This is a genomic window from Bradyrhizobium macuxiense (assembly GCF_001542415.1).
Taxonomy (GTDB): domain Bacteria; phylum Pseudomonadota; class Alphaproteobacteria; order Rhizobiales; family Xanthobacteraceae; genus Bradyrhizobium; species Bradyrhizobium macuxiense.
In genome coordinates, this window is sequence record NZ_LNCU01000080.1 from 93,563 (window position 1) to 115,264 (window position 21,702).

General features: G+C 62.0%; 16 protein-coding genes and 1 pseudogene. 8 read left to right on the forward strand and 9 right to left on the reverse strand.

Annotated elements, in window-relative coordinates; genetic code table 11:
• Positions 1–2: 2 nt before the first annotated feature.
• The 3 genes from AS156_RS23160 (at position 3) to AS156_RS23170 (ending at position 3,621) form a co-directional block, all read left to right on the forward strand.
• Positions 3–1,082 carry an esterase-like activity of phytase family protein gene (locus AS156_RS23160; protein WP_066509039.1) on the forward strand — a complete coding sequence of 360 codons (1,080 nt, stop codon included), beginning with the start codon at positions 3–5 and terminating at the stop codon, positions 1,080–1,082.
• A gap of 132 nt (positions 1,083–1,214) precedes the next feature.
• Positions 1,215–2,327 carry an NADH:flavin oxidoreductase/NADH oxidase gene (locus AS156_RS23165; RefSeq protein ID WP_066509043.1) on the forward strand — a complete coding sequence of 371 codons (1,113 nt, stop codon included), beginning with the start codon at positions 1,215–1,217 and terminating at the stop codon, positions 2,325–2,327.
• Positions 2,328–2,520: 193 nt separating this feature from the next.
• Positions 2,521–3,621 carry an LLM class flavin-dependent oxidoreductase gene (locus tag AS156_RS23170; RefSeq protein ID WP_066509045.1) on the forward strand — a complete coding sequence of 367 codons (1,101 nt, stop codon included), beginning with the start codon at positions 2,521–2,523 and terminating at the stop codon, positions 3,619–3,621.
• A gap of 88 nt (positions 3,622–3,709) precedes the next feature.
• On the opposite strand, the gene AS156_RS23175 is transcribed toward AS156_RS23170, so the two are convergent.
• Together AS156_RS23175 and AS156_RS23180 are read right to left on the reverse strand one after the other, a co-directional pair.
• A complete protein-coding gene (locus AS156_RS23175; protein ID WP_066509047.1) occupies positions 3,710–5,974 on the reverse strand; it encodes a T6SS phospholipase effector Tle1-like catalytic domain-containing protein in 2,265 nt (754 codons plus the stop codon).
• A 154-nt stretch (positions 5,975–6,128) separates the two neighbouring features.
• Positions 6,129–7,811 (reverse strand): phospholipase D-like domain-containing protein, encoded by a 1,683-nt coding sequence (locus AS156_RS23180; RefSeq protein WP_066509052.1) that lies wholly within the window; start codon positions 7,809–7,811, stop codon positions 6,129–6,131.
• 267 nt (positions 7,812–8,078) lie between these two features.
• Between AS156_RS23180 and AS156_RS23185 the strand changes: the two genes are divergently transcribed.
• The 4 genes and pseudogenes from AS156_RS23185 to AS156_RS23200 all read left to right on the forward strand — a co-directional run bounded on the left by AS156_RS23185 (position 8,079) and on the right by AS156_RS23200 (position 12,248).
• Entirely contained in the window at positions 8,079–8,498 is a 420-nt protein-coding gene (locus AS156_RS23185; protein WP_066509053.1) for a hypothetical protein, read from the forward strand.
• Positions 8,499–8,756: 258 nt separating this feature from the next.
• Positions 8,757–9,422: pseudogene (locus AS156_RS23190) on the forward strand (acyl-[ACP]--phospholipid O-acyltransferase); the annotation flags it as partial.
• Between the two features lie 63 nt (positions 9,423–9,485).
• Positions 9,486–11,276 carry a flavin-containing monooxygenase gene (locus tag AS156_RS23195; RefSeq protein ID WP_082747684.1) on the forward strand — a complete coding sequence of 597 codons (1,791 nt, stop codon included), beginning with the start codon at positions 9,486–9,488 and terminating at the stop codon, positions 11,274–11,276.
• A 9-nt stretch (positions 11,277–11,285) separates the two neighbouring features.
• Entirely contained in the window at positions 11,286–12,248 is a 963-nt protein-coding gene (locus AS156_RS23200) for an alpha/beta hydrolase (protein WP_066509058.1), read from the forward strand.
• Positions 12,249–12,416: 168 nt separating this feature from the next.
• On the opposite strand, the gene AS156_RS23205 is transcribed toward AS156_RS23200, so the two are convergent.
• From AS156_RS23205 to rpmB, 6 genes are all read right to left on the reverse strand, one after another.
• Positions 12,417–13,622 (reverse strand): ABC transporter substrate-binding protein, encoded by a 1,206-nt coding sequence (locus AS156_RS23205; RefSeq protein ID WP_066509060.1) that lies wholly within the window; start codon positions 13,620–13,622, stop codon positions 12,417–12,419.
• A gap of 293 nt (positions 13,623–13,915) precedes the next feature.
• Positions 13,916–14,140 (reverse strand): hypothetical protein, encoded by a 225-nt coding sequence (locus AS156_RS23210; RefSeq protein WP_066509063.1) that lies wholly within the window; start codon positions 14,138–14,140, stop codon positions 13,916–13,918.
• Positions 14,141–15,511: 1,371 nt separating this feature from the next.
• The gene (locus tag AS156_RS23215) at positions 15,512–17,368 is read right to left on the reverse strand and encodes a hypothetical protein (protein WP_066509065.1); all 1,857 of its coding nucleotides are present in this window, start codon (positions 17,366–17,368) and stop codon (positions 15,512–15,514) included.
• Between the two features lies 1 nt (position 17,369).
• A complete protein-coding gene (locus AS156_RS23220) occupies positions 17,370–17,876 on the reverse strand; it encodes an ABC-three component system middle component 2 (protein WP_066509067.1) in 507 nt (168 codons plus the stop codon).
• Positions 17,873–18,994: an ABC-three component system protein gene (locus AS156_RS23225; RefSeq protein ID WP_066509069.1), complete on the reverse strand. Its 1,122-nt coding sequence runs from the start codon at positions 18,992–18,994 to the stop codon at positions 17,873–17,875. Before AS156_RS23225 ends, AS156_RS23220 begins: the two co-directional genes overlap by 4 nt.
• A 184-nt stretch (positions 18,995–19,178) precedes the next feature.
• Complete coding sequence (rpmB, locus tag AS156_RS23230) at positions 19,179–19,487, reverse strand: 50S ribosomal protein L28 (RefSeq protein WP_066509071.1); 309 nt, start codon at positions 19,485–19,487, stop codon at positions 19,179–19,181.
• Positions 19,488–19,863: 376 nt separating this feature from the next.
• Here rpmB and AS156_RS23235 point away from each other — a divergent pair, with 376 nt between their 5' ends.
• Positions 19,864–20,664: a DUF3108 domain-containing protein gene (locus tag AS156_RS23235; RefSeq protein ID WP_245313018.1), complete on the forward strand. Its 801-nt coding sequence runs from the start codon at positions 19,864–19,866 to the stop codon at positions 20,662–20,664.
• A gap of 121 nt (positions 20,665–20,785) precedes the next feature.
• On the opposite strand, the gene AS156_RS23240 is transcribed toward AS156_RS23235, so the two are convergent.
• A complete protein-coding gene (locus AS156_RS23240; protein ID WP_066499812.1) occupies positions 20,786–21,622 on the reverse strand; it encodes an IS5 family transposase in 837 nt (278 codons plus the stop codon).
• Positions 21,623–21,702: the final 80 nt, after the last annotated feature.

Sequence of the window (21,702 nt, forward strand, 5' to 3'; positions counted from 1 at the left end):
CCATGCGCCCACTCCTTAACCGCCGCCGCTTCCTGCAGGATGTGGCGGCGGGGCTATCGGCCGCCGCGCTGCCGCAGCTCGCGTTGGCGCGGAGTGCAGCGCAGGCGCCGCCGAAGCGGGCCGCCAAGCCGGGCCCCTATTCCGTCAGCGAGCCCGTCTCGATCGAGGTCAACGCGCGGCCGCTGTCGTCCTTCGATATCCGCGACCGTGCCCGTACGCGGTTCGGCGCGCTGGAATATCGCAGCGGCCTGGTCCTGACCTCGCCGTTCCCCGGGTTCGGCGGCCTTTCGAGCCTGCGGCTCGATCCCAGGGGCGAACGCTTCATCGCGGTCAGCGACAAGGGAAGCTGGTTCACCGGCCGCATCGTCTATCGCGGTCGGGAGATGATCGGGCTCGACGATGTTGAAGCGGCGCCGCTGCTCGGCTCCGACGGCAAGCCGATCACCTCGCGACGCCGGTGGTACGATTCGGAATCGATCGCGCTCGACGGCTCATTCGTTTATGTCGGGCTCGAGCGCGTCAACCAGGTGCTGCGCTACGATTTCGCTGATGGCTTTACCCGGTCGCTCGGCGAGGTGGTGCCGATGCCGCCGGCCGTGCTCGAGCTTCCGCTCAACAAGGGGCTCGAGGCGCTCGTCTTCGTGCCCAAAGGCTTGCCGCTCGCCGGCACGCTGATCGCGCTCTCGGAGCGCGGGCTCGATTCGAGCGGTAATCTCATTGCCTTCCTCGTCGGCGGCAAGACGACGCCCGGCCAGTTCAGCGTGCGCCGCACCGAGAGTTTCGACATCAGCGATGCGGCGTTGCTGCCGTCAGGCGATCTGTTGATCCTGGAACGCAAATTCTCCTGGGTCGGCGGCGTCGGCATCCGCATCCGCCGCCTCGCACTGTCGCAGATCGCGCCCGGCGGCGTCGTCGACGGTCCCGCGATCTTCAACGCCGATCTCGGCAACGAGATCGACAACATGGAAGGCATCGACGCCCATGTGACTGATGAGGGCGAGACCGTGCTGACCATGGTCTCCGACGACAATTTCTCCCTGATCCAGCGCAATCTGCTGCTGCAGTTCACGCTGGTGGAATGACGTGCGCGCCAGGGGCACGCAGCCGGTGCATTGCTGATCTGCCCGGGCGCGTTCGTCGCCACAGACGGTTGGTGATCGCGCGCGCCGCCTCTATCTTAGGCCGCACCCTTCCTCAGGTCCGGATGTCACCGCATGAGCGCCCTGTTCTCCCCGATCGAACTGCGTGACTTGAAACTGCAAAACCGCATCATGGTCTCGCCGATGTGCCAGTATTCGGCGCTCGACGGCTCGGCCACCGACTGGCACTTCACGCACATCAACATGCTGGCGCTGTCGGGCGCCGCGATGTTCTGCATCGAGGCCACCCATGTCGAGGATATCGGGCGGATCACGCCGGGCTGTCTCGGCCTCTACAGCGATGCCAACGAGGCGGCGCTGAAGCCGATCCTGGCCTCGGTGCGCAAGCATTCGAAGGCTGCGGTCGCCATGCAGCTCGCCCATGCCGGCCGCAAGGCGTCGAGCCAGCGCCCCTGGGAGGGCGGGCAGTTGATCCCGATCGCCGACGGCGGCTGGCAGACGGTGGGACCGTCTGATGTCCCGCACAAGGACGGCGAGGCGCCGCCGCTCGCGCTCGACGACGCCGGCCTGAAGCGGATCCGCGATGCCTTCGTCGCGGCTGCGAAGCGCGCCGATCGGCTCGGCATCGATGCGCTCGAGCTGCACGGCGCGCACGGCTATCTGCTGCATCAGTTCCTGTCGCCGATCGCCAACAAGCGCACCGACCGCTATGGTGGCTCGCTGGAAAACCGGATGCGCTTTCCGCTGGAAGTGTTCGACGCGGTGCGCACCGTGTTCCCAGATCATAAGCCGATCGGCATGCGGGTGTCGGCGACCGATTGGGTCGAGGGCGCCTGGGACCTCGTGCAGACCATCGAATTTGCCCGGGAATTGAAGAAGCGCGGCGTCGATTGGATGGACATCTCCTCCGGCGGCGTCTCGCCGTTGCAGAAGATTCCGCTCGGGCCGGGCTACCAGGTGCCGGCGGCGCAGGCGGTGAAGGAGGCGACCGGCGTCACCACGATGGCGGTCGGCCTGATCACCGAAGCGAAGCAGGCGGAAGAGATCGTCGGCTCAGGGAAGGCCGACATGATCGCGCTCGCCCGCGGCATGCTCTACGACCCGCGCTGGGGCTGGCACGCCGCCGCCGAGCTCGGCGGCGAGGTGACCGCGCCGCCGCAATACTGGCGCTCGCAGCCGTCGACGCAGAAAGCGCTGTTCGGCAAGACCACGTTCGGGGCAAGGTAAGTTCGCCAAGTCGTCATTCCGTGATGGTGCGTCAGCACCTGACCACAGATGCGCAATTGCGCATCATGGTTCGATGCTGCGCATCGCCCCGGAATGACGATGCGACCAACTAGCCATTATTCTGCCGCAACCAAGGCAGGTACTCTTCGACCGCGTGCGGAAGACACGTATCGAACAAGACGAGAGGAAATCCATGGAACTCGGATACTTCGCGATGCCCTCGCATCCGCCGGAGTGCGGATTGAAGGAGGGCCACGATTGGGACCTGCAGACCCTGCGCTGGCTCGATGAGCTCGGCTATCAGGAAGCTTGGATCGGAGAGCACCACACCGCACCCTGGGAGCCGCATCCATCGCCCGATCTTTTGATCGCGCAGGCGCTGTTGCAGACCAAGAACATCCGCATCGGGCCCGGTGGCTTCCTGCTGCCGTATCATCACCCGGCCGAGCTCGCCAACCGCGTCGCGGTGCTCGATCATCTCTCGAACGGGCGGCTCAACTTCGGCGTTGCCGCCTCGGGCCTGCCGAGCGACTGGGCGATGTTCAACGTCGACGGCATGTCAGGGCAAAACCGCGACATGACGCGTGAGGCGCTCGAGATCATCCTGAAGATGTGGACCGATCCGGCACCGTGGACGCACAAGGGCAAGTACTGGACGGTGACCAAGCCCGACACGATGTTCGACTTCCTGAAACCCCACATCAAGCCGTTGCAGGCCCCGCATCCGCCGATCGGCGTTGCGGGACTATCGAAGAACTCCGACACCTTGAAGCTCGCCGGCGAACGTGGATTCATCCCGATGAGCCTAAACCTCAACCCGGCCTATGTCGGCAGCCATTGGGAGTCGGTGGAAGCAGGTGCTGCCAAGACTGGCCGCAAGCCGAGCCGCAAGGACTGGCGGATGGTGCGCGAGGTCTTCGTCGCCGACACCGACGAGGAGGCCTGGAAGCTCTCGACCGGCGACATGATGGGCCGGATGATGGGCGAATACTTCCTCCCGCTGCTCGGACACTTCGGCTTCAAGGACTATCTGAAAGCCTCGCCCGATGTGCCGGACAGCGACGTCACCGTCGAATACTGCGCTCGCCACAATTGGATCATCGGCTCACCGGCGACCGTCACCGAGAAGATCGAGAAGATCTACGAGGAGGTCGGCGGCTTCGGTGTGCTCTTGGTGTTCGGCTTCGACTACAAGCACAAGCCCGAGGCCTGGCACAATTCGCTGCGGCTCCTGAAGCAGGAAGTGCTGCCGCGGCTAAAGCATCTCGACGCCTCGATCGGACGCGCGGCGTAAAGCTACGAGAGTGAGGGAGCGCGCGGGGCAGCGGCAATGCTGCCCCGCGCTCGATATTGATCAGCGACGCCAGCGCGATGCAGGTCGTTCATAGCAACTTCACCGTCACCTTCGCCTTGCCCGTGTGATCGCCATAGAACCAATTGTAGATCCACGGCGATCCGATGACGGCCTCATTGACATAAAGGAAGACCTCGCCACTGCGGTCCGCCGTGAACCTCGCCTTGTAGACTTGCGGGTCGGTGCTCGGCACTGGCGCCGGATCGAGGAAGTATTCATCCACTCCGGTTTCTCCGACGCGCGCGATCAGCCTGAACCATGGTCGGAACAGGATGCGTCGCAGGAAGATCGTCGAATATCCGCGCCAACGTTTTGAGCGCTCGATCGTGGAGGTCCGGTATCCGACCGGCGTCACCCCTCGTCCATTATCTTCCCAGGGCTCGCTCATGGTGATCGCGATTTCGTACTTGAAGCCGGTGCGGACCGTGAGCCCGGTCGGCGCACAGATCGCGGCCGTATCGAAGTCGGCGGCAGCCTGCGGAATGCCCTTGTCAACCGCGACAAGTGTCCCGGGCGTCCCCTTGCAGAACGCGCCCATCGAGTCCGCCGCGTTGAACAGGAAATGGCTCAGCAAGGTCGCGCCGAACCAGACCATCGCGGCCGTCAGCAGGAACGGCACGACGTGCCGTTTTCCGACGTTGAGGACCCATTGATAGATCGCGCTGGTACGGAATCTGTAGATCGCTTCGTGCACGATCCCGGAGAGTTGGGCCGGCTTCGTGCGGTCGCGCCAGATGATTCGCATCTTGTCGCTGATCGTTGCGCTGAGCGAATTGCCGACCGCCATCAACACCACGACGGCAATGATCCCGCCGGCGAACCACTCCGGGTTGCCTGCGTACCAATCGGTCCACCAATGAAACGAATTGGGCAAGAACGATTCGATGGCGCGCACCAGCTCCGAAATCATCCTGAAGTGAGAGCTGAATTCGTGCTCCGGGCGTTGATTGTGGAACAGCCAGAACGCGGCCAGATGCAGTGACGCCGCCAGCGTGGCGAAGTAGGCGATCCGGCGCATCCAGACGTAGTTCCAGAGCTTCTCCTGCGCCGCATGACGCGCCGGCGCGCCGGCCGGAGTCTCGAATGTCGTGGGACCGAGCGGAGTGATCTTACCGCTTCGGGAGACGATGACGTAGTCGGGCGGAAGTCCGATCGGGGCGTAAGCATTGCAGCCGCTGTCGATCCGCTCGAACACGCTTTCGTGGATCTTCGGCATCGGCACGCTGACGCCGGCATAGCGGTCGTTGCAGAGCTCGGCGACCTTGCGTGGACCGTAGCGGTAATAGGAGCCCAGCCCTGCGCGTGAATCGTACAGGCGGCCGTCCTTGTCCTCGGATGACCTTATCGATTTAATCGCATCGGGATCGGCAACGGGTGAGCTCTTGAAGATGAGGCCGCGCTTGACAGCTTCGTCGACCAGCCACGCCAAGGGCACGAACGCGACGGCATCGTCGGGATAGCCGCCGCCGACATTGGCATGCATGCCGACGAACCATACCTGGACAAGCCGCTCGCCATCGATGGTTGTCGGCACGGCCGGTGGCGGTTGTCCCGGCTCCTGCTCGGTCCAGAGGACGGGATGGAAGGTCGTGCGCTCGTCGTCGAGGGCGAGCGCGTGCCGCGCGCAATTGACGCGTGGGCTCAGAATGCGATTCGGCAGTTCGAGCGGCCATACCCAGTTGCTGATGCCGCGCGTCATCTCGTCGATGGGCAGGCCATACGCCGCAACGGTGTCCCAGATGCCGATGAATTCGATCGCGGGCACCGGCTTTCGAGCAATCCTTGCGTACGGCTTGTTGCCCCGAAGGCGATCCAGCGCGGGTACGAGGACGTAGTCGCGAATGGCGCGGAACAGCACCTCGATGCGCCATATGGAATGGTAGCCCTCCGCTCGATAGGCGCGGTATGCTTTCACCGCGCCGTCGTGCAGTTCGGATTCCGTGTCCGCGATGATCAGGCCCTGATCGAGAATCAGCGCGGCCAGCGTGCGCACGGTGAACGCGCCGCGGCTGAACCCGAACAAAAAAATCTTCGAATGGTTCTCGTGGTCGTAATTCCGGCAGATGAACTTGTAGGCGTCCAGGATGTTGCGCTTGAGCCCATAACCGAAGGCGCCACCCAGAATGGCAAGGGGGACGAAAGACGATGTGCCGACGCCGTCATCATACTTGGCGGCCTGGCTGTTGCCCTGCAGGTCGAGGGCCTGAAAGATTCGCCAGACATTGGTGCGCCAGACGCTGGACGCGGCGTTGCCGGTACCGTCAGACAGAGTGATGATCTTGGGACTAGCCATTGAAAGGCACTCTTTGAAAAGTAAGGTACTCTTTGAAAAGACCTGAACAAATGGGGCGAGCGTGCCGGGCCCGAGGTTCATTTCAATTCGGGACGATCCTTCATTTTTCGTGCGCGCCTTCCCTGTTTCGCTTCATGAGCCGACCGTCGCGCGGTTACGGCGTACCGAGCCAGAAGCGCGTCTCGGTTTCCGCCCATCCCTGACCGATGCGCTTGCTCAGCCAGGCGTCGTCGCGCTTCAGCCCCTTGTCCTTCTGGCCTTGCGGCGTGTTGCGCCAGGCTTGCCAGCGGTATTGGCCGTAGATGCTGACGATGCGTGCGGCATAGGTCAGCGCCAGCCCGGAATCGCCTCTGACGATGACGAGGTTGTCGTCGTTCTTGACGCTGGCGCGGTCGCTGAAATTATGCGAGCCGGTCATGACGACGGGGTTCTTGCCGGCAGGGTCCAGCACGATCACCTTGCTGTGCACGGCGATCATGAACTTTCCGGTGTTCTTGATCTCGCGTTGCCACCAGTCCGCGGTCTTGTCGATCCCGGCCGGCCGGATCACGTCGGCGATCTGCTTGCCCTTGAAGACCTGTTGCTGACCGTCACTGGTGAGCAGCTGCAGTTGATCTTTCGGGCTGTCCTTGCCCTGGGCCGGGAAGTTGTTCAGCACGCCGCGCACATAGAGATTCTTGTCCTGCGCCTTCTGCAGGATCGGGCCGAGCAGGCCCTTGTTGCCCGGATTGAGCATCAGGCACACCGCGCCATGCTCGGCGTCCTCGATCATTTGTGTGGCTTCCATCAGATCGCCGCGCTTGGTGGTCGGCGTGAACCAGACGCTGATGTTCAACTTGCCGATGGTGAACGGCCATTCGCGATCGCCGGCCTGCGCCAACGCCTTCGGCGACTTGCTGCCGTCGTCGTAAATCATCTTCCAATGGCCGTGATAGGCGGCGGCGATGTCGTCGTCGGTGATCTCGAGCCCGTTGTTGTTCTGCGTGCACAGCCCGGTGCGCGTCCAGTTGGTGCTGCCAGTCCAGACCACTTTCGGTGTCTGCGCGCTGTCGCAAAACACCGCGAACTTGTTGTGGGCGTAACGGCTCGGCGCGATCTTGCGACGAACGATGTCGACGCCGGCCTTCTTCAGTACGCCGGCGTTCTTCTCGGTCTCTTTCGCCGTGGCGTCGGACTTGCCGGTGCTGTTGCCGAGCACGACATGCGCCTTTCCCTTCAGCGCGGTGAGGGCGGCGATCAACTCGGGATCGTTGAGCTCGTAAAGCGCGATATAGACGTCGTGCTTGCTGGTCTTGGCATCGGCCAGCAGTGCGAGCAGGCGGGCGCCGAGCTGCCCCTTGAGGAAGTCGCGTATCTTGTTGTCCTTGGTGGCGATCGCCTTGTCCAGCGTCTGGGCGGTTTTGGGCGCGTTGCCGATCGCACGCGACAGCCATTGCGCGGAGATCGTGCCGCGATTGAACCACGGCTTCAGCGGGCCCGACGGCATGGCGGAGACATAGTCGCTCCACACCGAGGGAGCGTTGGCGGCGGGCTTCACATCGCTATCGCCGTCCTTGCGCACTGGGACGACGCCATAGCGGACCGGCGCATCGGTCGGCGCCAGGAAGTCTGTCCAGTTCGTCTTCTGCACCGGCCATTCGGTGCTCGGGCGATGCTCGCCGTTCTTGTGGCCCTGCGCCTGATCCTCGAATCCGACCCAGGTGTCGACGACAACAGCGCTCTTTCCTTTCTGCTGGCGATAGAGTGCAAAGCCCAGACAATCCGGGATCATTGCCGAGACCTCCCAAACCACGAAGATGCCGTCGGTGGTTGGGAACGCCTGAATTCTTGAAATCATGGTGATGCCTCCGAACCGCTCTGCAGAAATATCCCGTCAGTATGAATTGGACGCGTCGGTCCCCCTGAGGATCCGTGGCATCGAATCGCTTTGGTTCGCCTCTATCAAAGGAAGTATGACTTGGAATCTGCAACCATGTCTGTCGGCTGGATCACAGATCGACGATGCCGCCGTTCGGGCGAAGTCGCGCTCATGTGAGCCGGTTGTGCCTTTCAAGATGCGGCAAAACGGCCTAGCTTCGCTGCTGCAACCGGTGAGGGCAGCGACATGCGGGCCCGCGTTCGCAAATTTGCTCATATCCTGGAACGTATCGGTCTTGCCATGGCGGGGGCGGCGAGCGGCCTGTTCGTGGCTGTCCATGTCGGCTCGAGCGTGTCGGCGCTGACCTCGCAGGCATTCCTGCTGATCATGATGCTCTGTGGCGCGGTCGGCTTCTATCTCGGTATCGATACACCGCAGCTCGCCTTTCACCCCAAGGACGGCGGCTCGCCGCGCAGGATCGATGCGGCCGAATTCCTCAGCGCGGTCGGTACCTTCCTTGCGACGCTGGTCGCATTCTTCTCGGTCGGCGTGATCGTGCTGCGCGGCGAGCCCGATTTCGCCTGGACCGCGGCGGTCATGGTTGGTTGGGTCCTCGGCGTGGCCATGCAGATCGTGGCCGGCACGATTGCGCGCAGGCGCGCCTAGCGACAGCCGCGCACGTGTCTGCAGGCCGGGCGGCATCCCAGTCCAGCTCGAAGGTCAGGCCATTGAAGTCGCCGAATTCGTTATCGGCGCCGCCGATGGAGCCGCATCAATCTGAGTGAAATTACAAAAATACAGTTATATCAAATGCTTATATACGCTCCGACAACCGTCTCCACCACCAAAGTGCGCTGCAGGGTTTCCGCGCCGGCACCCCGCCGCGCGTCGCCCGCAAGGCCGACGATCCCGCGGTCGTGCTAAACCACGCCGGTGCTCGCGATGAACACGCCGATGGCGAACCGCCAGGGCACCGTCGGCCGCATCTCGCCGCTGATGCAATACCGCCTCGATCCGGTCCCCGGCATCGAGGAGGGCGGACGCCTCTCGGTGAAGGGACCGAATGTGATGCTCGGCTACCTCCGCGCGGAAAATCCCGGCGTGCTGGAGCAGCTCGCCGAGGGTTGGCACGACACCGGCGACATCGTCACGGTCGACGCGCAGGGCTTCATCGCCATCAAGGGTCGCGCCAAGCCGTTCGCGAAGATCGCCCGCGAAATGGTCTCGCTGTCGGCGGTGGAATCGATGGCCGCCGCGCTCTGGCCGCAGGCGACGTCGGTTGCGGTGTCGATCCCGGACGCACGCAAGGGCGAACGCATCGTGCTGCTCACGACGCAGAAGAACGCCGATCGCGCCGCCATGCAGCGCCAAGCCAAGGCGACCGGCGCGTCCGAGCTCGCCGTGCCCGCCGACATCCGTGTCGTCGACAACGTGCCGCTGCTCGGCACCGGCAAGACTGACTATGTCGGCGCCACCGCGCTCGCCAAGAAACTTGCCGAGCAACTTGCCGAGCAACTTGCGGCCGCGCCAGCTGAGCCCGCCGAGCAAGCGCCGCAGGCTGAGACGGAGCTGCAGCAACACGTCGCATGAGTGTTGTGCTTTTCGGGAGCATGTTGTCAGATGGCTGGCAACTGCTCCCAAGAAAGCACGACCATGCTGGACAAGCTCAACCCGGCTGCAGAGGAAATGCCTGACATCGTGGCGGCCGATTGGATCGCCGCCCTCAACGCCGCGCTTGCCGGGCGCTCGATCGACGATCTCGCTGCATTGTTTGCGCCAGATGGCCATTGGCGCAATATCTTCGGCATTTCCTGGCTGTTTGCGACCTTCAGCGGCCGGCAGAATGTTGTCGCAGAGCTTGCGCAGCGCGCGTCAGATGTCCGCGCCACGGGATTTCGCATCGATGACCGTGCACTGATACCGCGACGCGCCGTGGTGGCCGGACGCGAGGTGATCGAGGCCGTCTTCAGCTTCGGCACGTCGAACGGGCCGGGCACCGGCGCGGTCCGTCTGCTGCCGGGTGCGGGCGGACATTCCGTGGCGTGGACGTTCTCCACCATGCTCGACTTCAACCGCATCTGCGACGCGCGTGCCGCGCACGCAGCCGATAGCTCCCACGCCCGCGATTTCGCCGCGCCAGACTGGCTGGAGCAGCGGCAGGCCTCGCGCGCCTACGCCAATCGCGAGCCTGACGTGCTCGTCGTCGGCGGCGGCCATGCCGGCATCGCTGCCGCCACCGAGTGCAAGCGGATCGGCCTCGACGCGCTGATCGTCGATCGCCAGCGGCGCATCGGCGATAATTGGCGGCTGCGCTATCGCGGGCTGAAGCTGCACAACAAGACGCCGGTCAATCACCTCCGCTATCTGCCGTTCCCGCAGACCTTTCCGGACTACATCCCGAAGGACAAGATTGCGAACTGGCTGGAAAGCTACGTCGACATCATGGAGCTCGACTTCTGGACCGAGACCTCGTTCGAAGCCGCCACGTACGACGACACAATGCAACGCTGGACTGTCACCTTGCAGCGGATCGACGGCCCGCGCACGCTGCATCCGAAGCATATCGTGCTCGCGACCAGCGTCAGCGGCACGCCGAACATCCCGGAGATATCAGGCATCGAAACCTTCAATGGGCAGGTGCTGCATTCCAGCCGGTTCGCCGCGGGCCGCGAATGGCAGGGGCGCTCGGTCGTCGTGTTCGGCACCGGCACCAGCGCGCACGACATCTGCCAGGAGCTGCACGCCGCGGGCGCTGACGTCACCATGGTGCAGCGCAGCCCGACCATGGTCGTCAATGTCGAGCCGGCGCAGCTCTACGACCGGACCTATCTCGGCGACGGCCCGCGGATCGAGGTGCGCGACGTGCTCAATTCGGGCGTGCCGCTGCCAGTGATGAAGATCGCGCACAAGCTGATCACCGACGAGGTGAAGACGCTCGATGCGCCCTTGTTGTCGCGGCTGGAGCGCGCCGGCTTCCGGCTCGAATTCGGCGAGGACGGCACCGGCTGGCCGCTGAAATTCCGCTCGCGCGGCGGCGGCTATTATTTCAACGTCGGCTGCTCCGAGCTGATCGCCGACGGCAAGATCCGCCTGATCCAGGCCGCCGATATCGCTGGCTTCACCGCCGATGGCCTCGCGCTGAAGGATGGCGCTAGCCTGAACGCCGCGCTGTTCGTGCTCGCGACCGGCTACAAGGGCCTCGATCACCTGCTGGCGAAGCTGTTCGATGCGGAGGTGGCGCGGCGCGTCGGCCGCGTCTGGGGTTTTGACGACGCGACGCAGGAGCTCCGCAACATGTGGACGCGCACGGGCCAGCCCGGCCTCTGGTTCACCGGCGGCGCGTTCTCGCAAGCCCGCATCTATAGCCGCTTCATCGCACTGCAGATCGCCGCGATCGAAGCCGGTACTCTCTCCAAGCACCTGATCTGCAAGCACCTCAACTGAAGGACATCCATGCCTCTGCCCCTCGATCCCGTCATTGAGAAGATCATCCCGCTGCTGCCGTTGCGCGATCCCGCGACCATGACGCCGCAGAGCGCGCGCGATTCGCTGCGGGCGCTGGCCGATGCCCGCGCCGCGGTGCCGCCGCCGCCGGTCGAGGTCGTGCGCGACATCGAGGTGCAGGGCGGAGCCGGCAAGCTCGCCGCGCGGCTCTATCGCAACGGCAGCGGCAAGGCGCCGACGGTGATCTTCTTCCATGGCGGCGGCTGGGTTGCCGGCGATCTGGTGACGCATGATCGCCAGGCGCGCAACCTGGTGATCGAGACCGGCGCTGTGGTGATCTCGGTCGATTACCGCCGCCCGCCGGAGACGCGCTTCCCCGGCGCGTTCGAGGATGCGTTCGCCGCGACCCGTGACGTGGTCGCGCGGCTCGATGAATTCGGCGGCGATCCGTCCCGCGTCGGCGTCGCCGGCGATTCCGCGGGCGGCAATCTCGCCGCCACCACGGCGCTCGCCTGCCGCGATGCCGGCATCAAGCTCGCCGGGCAATTGCTGGTCTATCCGGTCACCGACGTGGTCGGCAATTTCGCCGACGCCGCAGAGAACGCGAAGTTTCCGTCGCGTGCCGAGAATGCGGAGGGCTACTTCCTGTCGCGCGCGGTGATGGAGTGGTTCAGCGGGCATTATCTCGCCGACAAGGCTGATGGCACCGACTGGCGCGTCTCGCCGCTGCGCGCGAAGAGCCTCGCAGGCCTTGCGCCTGCCGTGGTCACAACGGCCTGGTTCGATCCGCTGCGCGACGAGGGCCACGCCTACGCCAAGGCGTTGCAGGCGGCCGGCGTGCAGGTCGCGTATCATTCCGGCGAAGGCCTGATCCACGGCTATTTCGGCCTCGGCGATGCCTCCGACGCCGCCCGCGCCGAAGCGCAGCGCGCGCGGGCGGATTTCAAGGTGCTGCTGGAGCGCGGAGTCTGACCTCCTCGTCGTCCCGGCCTTGAAGCCGGGACCCATAACCACCGCAGCCTGTTGCAGTAGCAGGCTGCGGCCCCAGCATCGCGCCGCACGAACATTCGTGGTTATGGGTCCCTGCTTTCGCAGGGACGACGAATCTTGGCGTGATTGGCCCAGCCTCCAGTCGCCCCCTCAATCCTCCCCGATCGTGTCGCCGAACAGCTTCCAGGTCTCGCCGTTGAACTTCTGCAGCCGCATCGCTTCGACCGGGAAATAGTCGGTCGGCGAGGTCTTCACCTTGATGCCGGGCAGGAACATCGGCAGCGCGATGTCGAGATTGGCGGCCTGCTTCATGATGTTCTCATGGGTGAGATCGTCGCCACACTGCTTCAGCACCTGCACCGTCGCCTCCGCCACCACATAGCCGTAGACGATCAGCTGGTCCTGCAGATTGCCTTCGGGGAAGTACTTCTTCATGAAGTCCTGCCAGGCGATGACATCCGGGTCCGCCTTCCACTGCGGATCGTTGGGATCCTTCAGCGAGTAGGACGAGATGATGTCCTTGGAATATTCGAAGCCGGCGGGCTTCAGCACCGAGGACACCGAGGTCGAGGTCGCCGCGAGGAAGAACAGGTCGGGCTTCCAGCCGATCTCGCCGATCTTCTTGATCGCCTGCGCCGCCTGCTTCGGGATCGCGTGCATGAACAGCACGTTGGCGCCCGACGATTTCAGCTTCACGATCTGGCTGTCGACCGTCGGATCGGTCGATTCATAGGTCGCTTCCGCCACCACCATCTTGGCGGTGTTCTCCGGCCCGAGCCCCTTCTTGAAGCCGTTGCCGTAATCCTTGCCGGCGTCGTCGTTCTGGTAGAACAGCGCGATTCTGGCGTCCGGCTTGTTGGCCAGCACGTATTTCGCATAGACCGCGGTCTCGGCCTGGTAGGACGGCTGGAAGCCGATCGTCCATGGATAATGCTGATAGTCGCCCCACAGCGTGGCGCCGGCGCCGACGAAGAGTTGCGGCACCTTCTTGTCGTTGAGATATTTACGCACCGCGAGCCCGGTCGGCGTGCCCAGCGGATTGAGGATCGCGGCGACCTCCTCCTGCTCCACCAGCTTGCGCGTCTGCTCCACCGTCTTCGGCGGCGAGTAGCCGTCGTCGAGCGTGATCAGGTTGATCTTGCGCCCGTTCACGCCGCCCTGGTCGTTGATCATCCTGAAATAGGCGGCCTGCGTCTTGGCGATCACGCTGTAGGCCGACGCCGCGCCCGAGAAGGGCGAGGTCTGGCCGAGCTTGATCTCGGTGTCGCTGGCGCCTGCGCCATACTTCTTCTCGGCTGCCTGCACTTGCGTGCTGAGCGCAAGCACGACTGCTGCCGTGATGGCCTTCCACATCATTCGAGAGCCTCCCTTGTGCGTTTATTGTTGTTCGCAAGGGGCAGCTTACGCGAGCTCGCTCGGCTCAGGCTTGCGGTGAGAGGTTAGGGCAGGGATGCGAAAATGCGGCGTGGTGCAAGTCGCTCAAATTTTCTGTCGTCCCGGCGAAGGCCGGGACCCATTACCCCGGCCGCTTATTTGGTGCGAACTGGGGCAACATTCCGTGTAACGGCAAACTTTAGTGGTAATGGGTCCCGGCCCCCGTGCGCAATAGCGCACTAGGCCGGGACGACGCTGATGAAAGAGCGGCGCCGTCAGCGGATGCCCACGCTGCCGGTCGTCTCAGGATCGGTCGGCAGCACGATGGCGCCGGCGCGATTGGCGGCGGCGGTGGTGATCATGCCGGGGTCGCCCACCCTGACATTGCGGGGCGGGTTGAACTCGAGGAGAAACAGCGCGGCCGTCGCTGCCACCGCCACGGCGGCGGTCGCGAGCACAGGCACCAGTCTTCCGCGCGTATCGAATGCGCGAACTTGCATTTACCAATTCCTTTAGCTTGGGTGTTCTTGAGCTACGATCTATGTCGGGCCCGGCTTCTTCCCAAGGGTGCGGCGCAAGCGCCTCACGATGAGTTGTGCCGACCGTGATCCTCTTCACGGTCCCGCTTGGTTAGCGGAGGCGCCGCGCCGAATCGCGAGCGTCGTTGAGCGTCTGGTTAGACGACAAACATATGAAAGAGATCGTGGCGTTTTGCATGCGCCTCATGCGCTTGTGATGCGAATCTTAATCTTTGAAATCTTCTTTGTTTAAAGGCGGTTTTCGTTAAGTCTTCTTTCATCGTTCCCGGCACCGAGCGAGCGGTGTGACGCGGATTCGTCATTGCGAGGAGCCAACGGGTCGCGCGAATGCGCGCCCGATGACAGGCTCTGCGACGAAGCAATCCATCTCTCCGCGATCGATTCGATGGATTGTTTTGCTCCACGTGCGATCGCCTTGGAAAGAATCTATTCGCGCTCCCGTCATCGCAGCGTTCGTAAAGCCGCGCGTCCTGGCGCGGCGTGTCGGTCGATTCACATGTCAGACAGCAGGGGATGCGCGCGCGCAGTCTCGCGGCCTGATCGGTCCGAGCTTTGCGGCAGCTTGAACCCTCGCTTGGTAAGCAGAGGGCGCAGGGAACGCCGGGTGCCAGCACGCACCCATGGGCCCCGTGCAATGGTAGAAAGCACGGGGGGTAGGACCACAGGTACGGCCGGGCAATCCCGGCGTTCCCCGCGCGGATGGTTTACGGCTTATACGTGCTCCCCCCGGCGAGACTGGGCTTGTTTGTCACCGCTCGTGCATGACGCAACGCGTCTTGCACGAGGACACCTGCCACTAGGGCGTCAGGCCTGCACGATTTCGCCGTCCGCGATGCGGCGCGCTCGTCGCGCGCGCCTGTCGCGTCCACCGCATCCCGCTTCCAACGTCCGTGACGATCGCGATACGCCCCTCTCAGAGGAGGCGGGACGCGGTTCTTGTAATGCTGAGTTGGGGTGTGCGGGAAGCGGAATATTTTCTCTGCGGAGACTGGACAGGGTGAATCGCGTTGAAAATGCTGGGGAAATCAGACTTTTTACGCGCGCGGTGTTTCGCCGTGATCCGAAGCAAATTCGCGGGCCACGTCTGAAGGTGCACACGCTGAATAGCCGAGCCAGAGAAATTCTGATTCTCCGGTAGCTTGGCTGGAGAAGCCGTCTCCCGAGCCCGTAAGAGGGCCGGAACTTCGGTACCTTCGCCATCGAAGTCGCCGTGACACACCCTGCGCAGGGTCGTGGTCTGCGCCGTCGTGTTGGTGTTTCCTAATCGCATGTGGCATGGCGCAGGTGGCGCCCCCCGGGATTATTGATCCTGGGTCGGCCCCTAGGTCATCGCTACCGTTGGCCTTGCACCGGGATAAATCCCTTTCGTTCTCCCGCGCGAGCATTCTGCCCAGCAAACCACTCGTAGTGAACAACCTTAGCAACGTCAGAGGGGGGCTCTTTATTCTCAATGATTATGATTTGTGCGCCTGTCTTGGTATTTCGAAGCGATTTCCAGAATGCGGCTTCTATGCCCGCAGATATTGGTCCATCACTCGATCCTCCCGATTCCCCCTTTTTGTAGCTTGTAAGCGGCGAATCCAAGATAACCGTGCCCGGATGAGGCTTTTCGTTCGACTGGCAATACCGAAGCAAGCCGATCACAAATGCAGAATGCAGGATGGCGCGAACACCCTTGCCGTGAGACTGACGCGGTTGGCCGTCGACTTTGATATCGTACTCTGCCTCATCGAACTCGACGCGTCCTTCTCCATCCCAATTCCATTCTTTGAGAATGGCTTCGATTTGAGCGCAAAAATCTCTCAAAGAAGTAGCTGGGAGCGGTTCCCATCCCTTTTTTGCCGAAATTTGACCGCTGTTCGCGCTCTCGATTTTTTGTCTCAAGCCTCTCAGGTCGGAAGCTTGCAATTCATCGCTACGAGCGGTCTCTAGTTGTACTCGGCGTGCAACCAATTGGTCCAAGCGCACGCTTCCTTCTTGTATTGCGGGGGCGAGGATACTTTGTATGCGCGTATCAACGCGCTTGATCGTCCCCCGTGCATCATTGCGTTCCGCTTCACGTTGCGAGCGCAGTTCGGCAAGTGCTTTGGTCGCTCCTTCCAGGTCCTTCGTGTGGGATCGAATCTTCGATGCTTCCGCTCGCGCAGATCGGTAGACCGCGTCACTTCCATCGGCGGCTGTATGAGCGTGATTAGGGGACATCAACTGATCGCAGAGCGGGCACTTTACCTGTTGAAGACTCTCAAAAAAGTGGGCGCCCTCAGCAATGAAGTCGAGTCGCTCTAGGTCTGTTCGGTATCGATCATTCAGGAGGCCATACTGCTTGAGCAATTCTTCGATCGCCAGCAGTTGAGATTCTGCTCGTTGGACTGTCGCGAGCGCTTCCAGTCGCTCGTCTTCCAACGCTCTCCTTTCACCAGAGTTGTCCGACAAAAGTTGGGAAAGCGTAGCGATAGTTGCGTCTACTTTATCAATTGATTCGCCAGCATCTTGAATAGTGTGCTTCTGCAATCGCTCTTCGATTGGTATTAGAAGTTCGGAAATTACGTCGAGTTTGGCATTCAGGCGTGCCGCGGCAATGTCTTTCTTCTCAGTCGCGATGATGCCGGCGTCGTCCTTTCCAGACAGCATGTACGCGAATGCGCGCTTCCGGGCAGTTGCGTCGAAGCCAATCCGCCCAACGACTGGAGATTCTTCGTCGATGATGGAAACTTCGTCGACTAGAAACATCGGGAGCAGTGTGCGGATTGTTAGCCGATTTACCTCTCCACGATCATTCTTTCTTAGTTCTGCCTCTCTAATCCCAGCAAACTCAAAGAGCGTTGCAGTAACGTCTTTTGCTTTGCTTTTGCCGGTGCGCTTTGGAGCGATCCGCTCCCCGCCATCTGCTTTGACAATCTCTCCAATTTTTCCGTTGTGAGCGAAAAGATTTCCGCCTCCGAGGCCACGTTCGAGTGTCAAGAACTGAGACTTGGAGTTTTCAAATTCAACGAGCAGTCGAGAATAGGGCGTCGCTTCTTCGATGCGCTTTCTCATTTCGTCCGCGCCGAAGATGTAGTCCAGGCAATGAACGAGATAGCTCTTACCAGTGTCGGACTCGCCTGCAAGAATGTTGGCTCGGTCCACGAACCCTACTGTGGCGTCCTGTACGCCGTCGCCCTGCAACACGATTGATCTGATCTGCAACATTTCAAAGCTCAAGATACTTGATGGCCGCTAAGCGTTCGAACTCAGCACCCCACCGGCCGATGTTTTCGGTCATGAAAGCCGAAAGTTCATAGTCGTCCATCCTGCCAAAGCGGTCGATCAGCCACTTCGATCGAACGCGTAGTGCGTCGGCGTAAGGTGAATTTAAGAGCGCAATGAACGGTGCAGTAAGCTCGGTTTCGCGGTACAGAATTCCGGAAGTATCAAACGTCTTTGAGATCAATTCGCGCGAAAACATCTGATCAAGGCCCGCGCTCAACAAGTCACGTTTCACCAATAGCTCTGTGCCACGGAACGGCACGGGCGGATGAAGGCTATGTGGTCCATCGAGTACGTCGCCCGAGTGAACAACAAGATAGTCATACGAAATCAGTCGCTGAAGATCTGCGCACCGTCCGGATGCGGCGGAGAGAATGAAAAGCATCCGCAATCCGCATTCGAGCGGGGAATTAAAAGGACGGGATTGACGAGGTTGCACTGTATCATTCATGGGGCACACCAGTTCGCCAGTTTCTCGTTGGCCATTTGGTGGCACATGCCTTCTCTGTCGTTCGCCAGAACGTGAGGAGCTAAGGCGTGGCTGCCCAATTGCAAGGCTTGCGCGGCTTGCACGGTGCCGGATAGGCGCTGTAAACCGGTAAGTTCGGCTGCCGTGTAGCTATGGAATAATCCGTCTGCGAATTCCTTTAGTAACGTATCAAAATAGCTGGCATCAGCCATTTGATCGCGGGCCAATTCCTTTAGGCCTTCTGCACAATAAAACGTAATACGCGAACGATCGAACAGTCGAGCGAATTTGATGCTGTCGGCAAAATCTGGTGTCCCCAACACCCGTCTTCCGAGCGCTTCGCCGATCACGTCGTAAAGTTGCCTTACGTACTCGGTTTCTCCGGCTGCAACGGACGATGGAGGAGCCGGAGGTGGAGGGCGCTCTACTAGGGGAGCTCCGAAGACTGTGAGATGATATCGAGTTTTCGCGTGCTCCTGTATCAACTCATGCGGTTGCTTTGCGCGAAAGATAGAGAAGTCGAATGATGTGATGTGAACCTTCAACTCGGCACTCAGAGGAACAGTCCCTTTGATGATCTTCTCAGCGCATCGCTCGTTCCAACCTGACAGTACGTATGTACGAAGCTTCTCTGGGTCATCGAGCATATCCTGGAGGTCGGATGTTACTCCGAGGTGTGTGACGAACCAGTACTCTTGCGGGACGGTATAGTCGCCGATGTGCGTGTAGTAGAGAACTTTACCAACTTCGGCGACGGCTATGCCTGCGCCTAGCCGGGTAGCGTAGTGTTTGCATTGGTAGAGTGACCATCTACGGGGCGTAGTTGAGGTGGGATCGAACCAGACGATTACGTCGCGTCCCTTGTCGCCTGAGCCGCCTCTTTGCTGGACCTCGTAAACTCCCGACACCTTCGCCAAATATTCGGACGCCCATTCCAAAGTGAATCGCTCGAATTCAGGGGAGCTAAACTGAGCCAATCGATCGAGAGGGTCCACTGGAAGGCCGACTCCCAAACCAAGCAGGCGTGCATTGGCGCTCGGCCACGGCGTCGGCGCCGACAACTTTTCAGGCGGACCTACAATTTCTTTGGTCTTTCCCACGTCTCCCCCACCTGGGAATCATAATGCAATCTGAAGCTGAGTATCAAACAGAGCGCTCTCTTACTCACTAGCAGTTCGTCCAATGGAGGCCCGCTGGCTGCTCGCGTCCAAACAAAAACGGCCGGGTCATCGACCCGGCCGTTCAAAACTCTCTTCACGTTGTCGGCTGTTCGCCGCTCGCGGCTCAGCTCGCCTTCTTCACCGGCGCGAGCTTGCCGACCTTCTTCTCGATCGCGCGCTTCAGGTCGCGGGCGCGGGGCGAGAGCACGTCGGCCTTGGCCTTCAGGAGGTAGGCATCGAGGCCGCCATTGTGGTCGACGCTCTTCAGCGCGTTGGTCGAGACGCGCAGGCGCACGTTGCGGCCGAGCGCTTCGGAGATGAAGGTGATGTTGGCCAGGTTCGGCAGGAAGCGCCGCTTGGTCTTGATGTTGGAGTGGCTCACCTTGTGGCCCACCTGGGGGCCCTTGGCCGTCAGTTCGCAGCGCCGGGACATCTTACAAAATCCTTTTCCATCCCCGCCTCTCGACCGGACGTGCAATCACACGGCCCGCGCGGGGGTTTTGAATTCGCGTCCATTTTCCAGGAACCGCGGGTGTATAGGGTGAGATGGCCCGAGCGTCAAGATTATATAGGTGCATGGCGGTCAGGGAAATTGCTGGTTCATAAGCCGTTCCAGCCACTTAACCGCTGAAGCGGCAATCATATAAAGGGCGTATTCGGCTGCAAGTCTGGGTTCCATAGAACAGGCGCGCGTTGTCCGGCCGATTTGATCGCCTAAATGACAAAGACCCAGCGCCGATAGCAGGACCGTCAGGTAAGTGACTACCCCGATTGCCATTTTGCCCCCGTCCGGGTGGCTGCTCGGCCTCTTGGCCGGCGCATTCCTGCTGGTCGGCTCTGACGGCGCGAAGGCCCAGGGGCGGCTCGACGCCCAGTACGAGGCCACGCTCGCGGGTATTCCGGTCGGCAAGGGCTCCTGGACCATCGAAATCGGCGATGACGCGTTCTCGGCCTCGGCCCAGGGCGGCACCGCGGGGCTCCTGAAGGCGTTCGCCGGCGGCACCGGCAGCGGTGCCTCGCAGGGTCGCATCGTCAACGGCACGCTGGTCGCGACCTCCTACACCGCGACCACCACCACCTCGAAGAAGTCAGAGACGATCCGGATGGTGCTCGCGGGCGGCAACATCAAGGATTACTCGATCGAGCCGCAGCCGCCGGTCGATGCCGACCGCATCCCGATCACCGAGGCGCACAAGAAGGGCGTGTTCGATCCGATGACCGGCTCGATGCTGCGGGTGCCGGGGAATACCGAACTGATGGCTCCGGATAGCTGCCGCACCGCCGCCGGCGTGTTCGACGGGCGCATGCGCTACGATCTCAAGCTGGATTACAAGCGGGTCGAGACGGTGAAGGCCGAGCACGGCTATCACGGTCCGGCGCTGGTCTGCGCGATCTATTTCGTGCCGATCGCGGGCTACATCCCCGATCGCCCCGTGATCAAATACCTCGCCGCCCAGCGCAACATCGAGATCGCCTTGGTTCCGATCGCGGGCACGCGCATCCTGGTGCCGTTCCGCATGAAGATCCCGACCCCGCTCGGGCCGGCGATGCTGGAAGCCACCTCATTCGTCACCACAGCCGCGCCGCCGCGCGTGGCGAAGACGCAGTAACGGCAGACACACCGCCCGACCGTCACCCTGAGGAGCCTGCGCAGCAGGCGTCTCGAAGGGCGACGCCACCGGCGGGGCAGTTCATCCTTCGAGACGCGCTACGCGCTCCTCAGAGTCTGACTCAAAAAGCGTGTTGGGGCCTGGCGAGGCGTCTGATCAGGAGCCTGAGATGGGCGACGAGAAGCCAAGCGACTTCGGTTGCCGCGGAGCCCTCGAAGTCCTTGGCGAGACGACGGCACCTGCCGAACCAGGCAAAGGTACGCTCGACGACCCAGCGTCGGGGTAAGAGCTGGAAGCCTTTGACGCCGGGTGGCCGCTGGACAATATCGATGGTCCATTGGCCGCAATGGGACAGTGCGTCGAGCAGCTGTTTGCCGCGATAGACTCGGTCAGCAAAGACATGCTGAAGCCTGGGGAAGTGTTCTCTCAGATGTTCCAGCAGAGGGACAGCACCGTGGACATCCTGAACGTTGGCGGGATGCACGTGGACTGCCAGCAGCAGACCATTGGTGTCAGTGACGATGTGCCGCTTACGTCCATGAAGGCGCTTGCCGGGGTCGAAGCCGCGTGGCCCGCCGGCCTGCGTCGTCGGAGCCGTCTGGCTATCGATGACGGCAGCCGTCGGTCCCGGCTTGCGCCCGAGTTTCCGCCGCGCTTGCCGGACCAAGGCTCCGACGATCCGGTGCCACCGGCCACTGTCGCGCCAGGCATAAAAATAGCCTTGGACCGTCGAGTATGGCGGGAACTCGCTCGGCAGGGCTCGCCATTGGCAGCCCGTCGACAAAATGTAGAAGATCGCCTGCACGACCTCGCGCAAATCGACTTCCCGCGGGCGTCCTCGTCGCTGTCGCGCCGGCATCTTCCGGGATATCAGCGCCCACTCCGCATCGGTCAGATCGCTTGTGTAGCGCAGCCCTTTGCGTTGATACTCGACACGAGTGATTTCGGTCCACGGCATCGTACCCTCCCTCGAATCTTCGCAAATCCGAAGGAATCACAGCCAACCGAAATCACTCACTCCTTTTTCAGTCAGGCTCT

Bases quoted from the DNA above. Each gene is read 5' to 3' on its own strand.
- AS156_RS23160 (WP_066509039.1), top strand. From the start codon at position 3: ATGCGCCCACTCCTTAACCGCCGCCGCTTCCTGCAGGATGTGGCGGCG.
- AS156_RS23165 (WP_066509043.1), top strand. From the start codon at position 1,215: ATGAGCGCCCTGTTCTCCCCGATCGAACTGCGTGACTTGAAACTGCAA.
- AS156_RS23170 (WP_066509045.1), top strand. From the start codon at position 2,521: ATGGAACTCGGATACTTCGCGATGCCCTCGCATCCGCCGGAGTGCGGA.
- AS156_RS23175 (WP_066509047.1), bottom strand. From the start codon at position 5,974: ATGGCTAGTCCCAAGATCATCACTCTGTCTGACGGTACCGGCAACGCC.
- AS156_RS23180 (WP_066509052.1), bottom strand. From the start codon at position 7,811: ATGATTTCAAGAATTCAGGCGTTCCCAACCACCGACGGCATCTTCGTG.
- AS156_RS23185 (WP_066509053.1), top strand. From the start codon at position 8,079: ATGCGGGCCCGCGTTCGCAAATTTGCTCATATCCTGGAACGTATCGGT.
- AS156_RS23195 (WP_082747684.1), top strand. From the start codon at position 9,486: ATGCTGGACAAGCTCAACCCGGCTGCAGAGGAAATGCCTGACATCGTG.
- AS156_RS23200 (WP_066509058.1), top strand. From the start codon at position 11,286: ATGCCTCTGCCCCTCGATCCCGTCATTGAGAAGATCATCCCGCTGCTG.
- AS156_RS23205 (WP_066509060.1), bottom strand. From the start codon at position 13,622: ATGATGTGGAAGGCCATCACGGCAGCAGTCGTGCTTGCGCTCAGCACG.
- AS156_RS23210 (WP_066509063.1), bottom strand. From the start codon at position 14,140: ATGCAAGTTCGCGCATTCGATACGCGCGGAAGACTGGTGCCTGTGCTC.
- AS156_RS23215 (WP_066509065.1), bottom strand. From the start codon at position 17,368: ATGTTGCAGATCAGATCAATCGTGTTGCAGGGCGACGGCGTACAGGAC.
- AS156_RS23220 (WP_066509067.1), bottom strand. From the start codon at position 17,876: ATGAATGATACAGTGCAACCTCGTCAATCCCGTCCTTTTAATTCCCCG.
- rpmB (WP_066509071.1), bottom strand. From the start codon at position 19,487: ATGTCCCGGCGCTGCGAACTGACGGCCAAGGGCCCCCAGGTGGGCCAC.
- AS156_RS23240 (WP_066499812.1), bottom strand. From the start codon at position 21,622: ATGCCGTGGACCGAAATCACTCGTGTCGAGTATCAACGCAAAGGGCTG.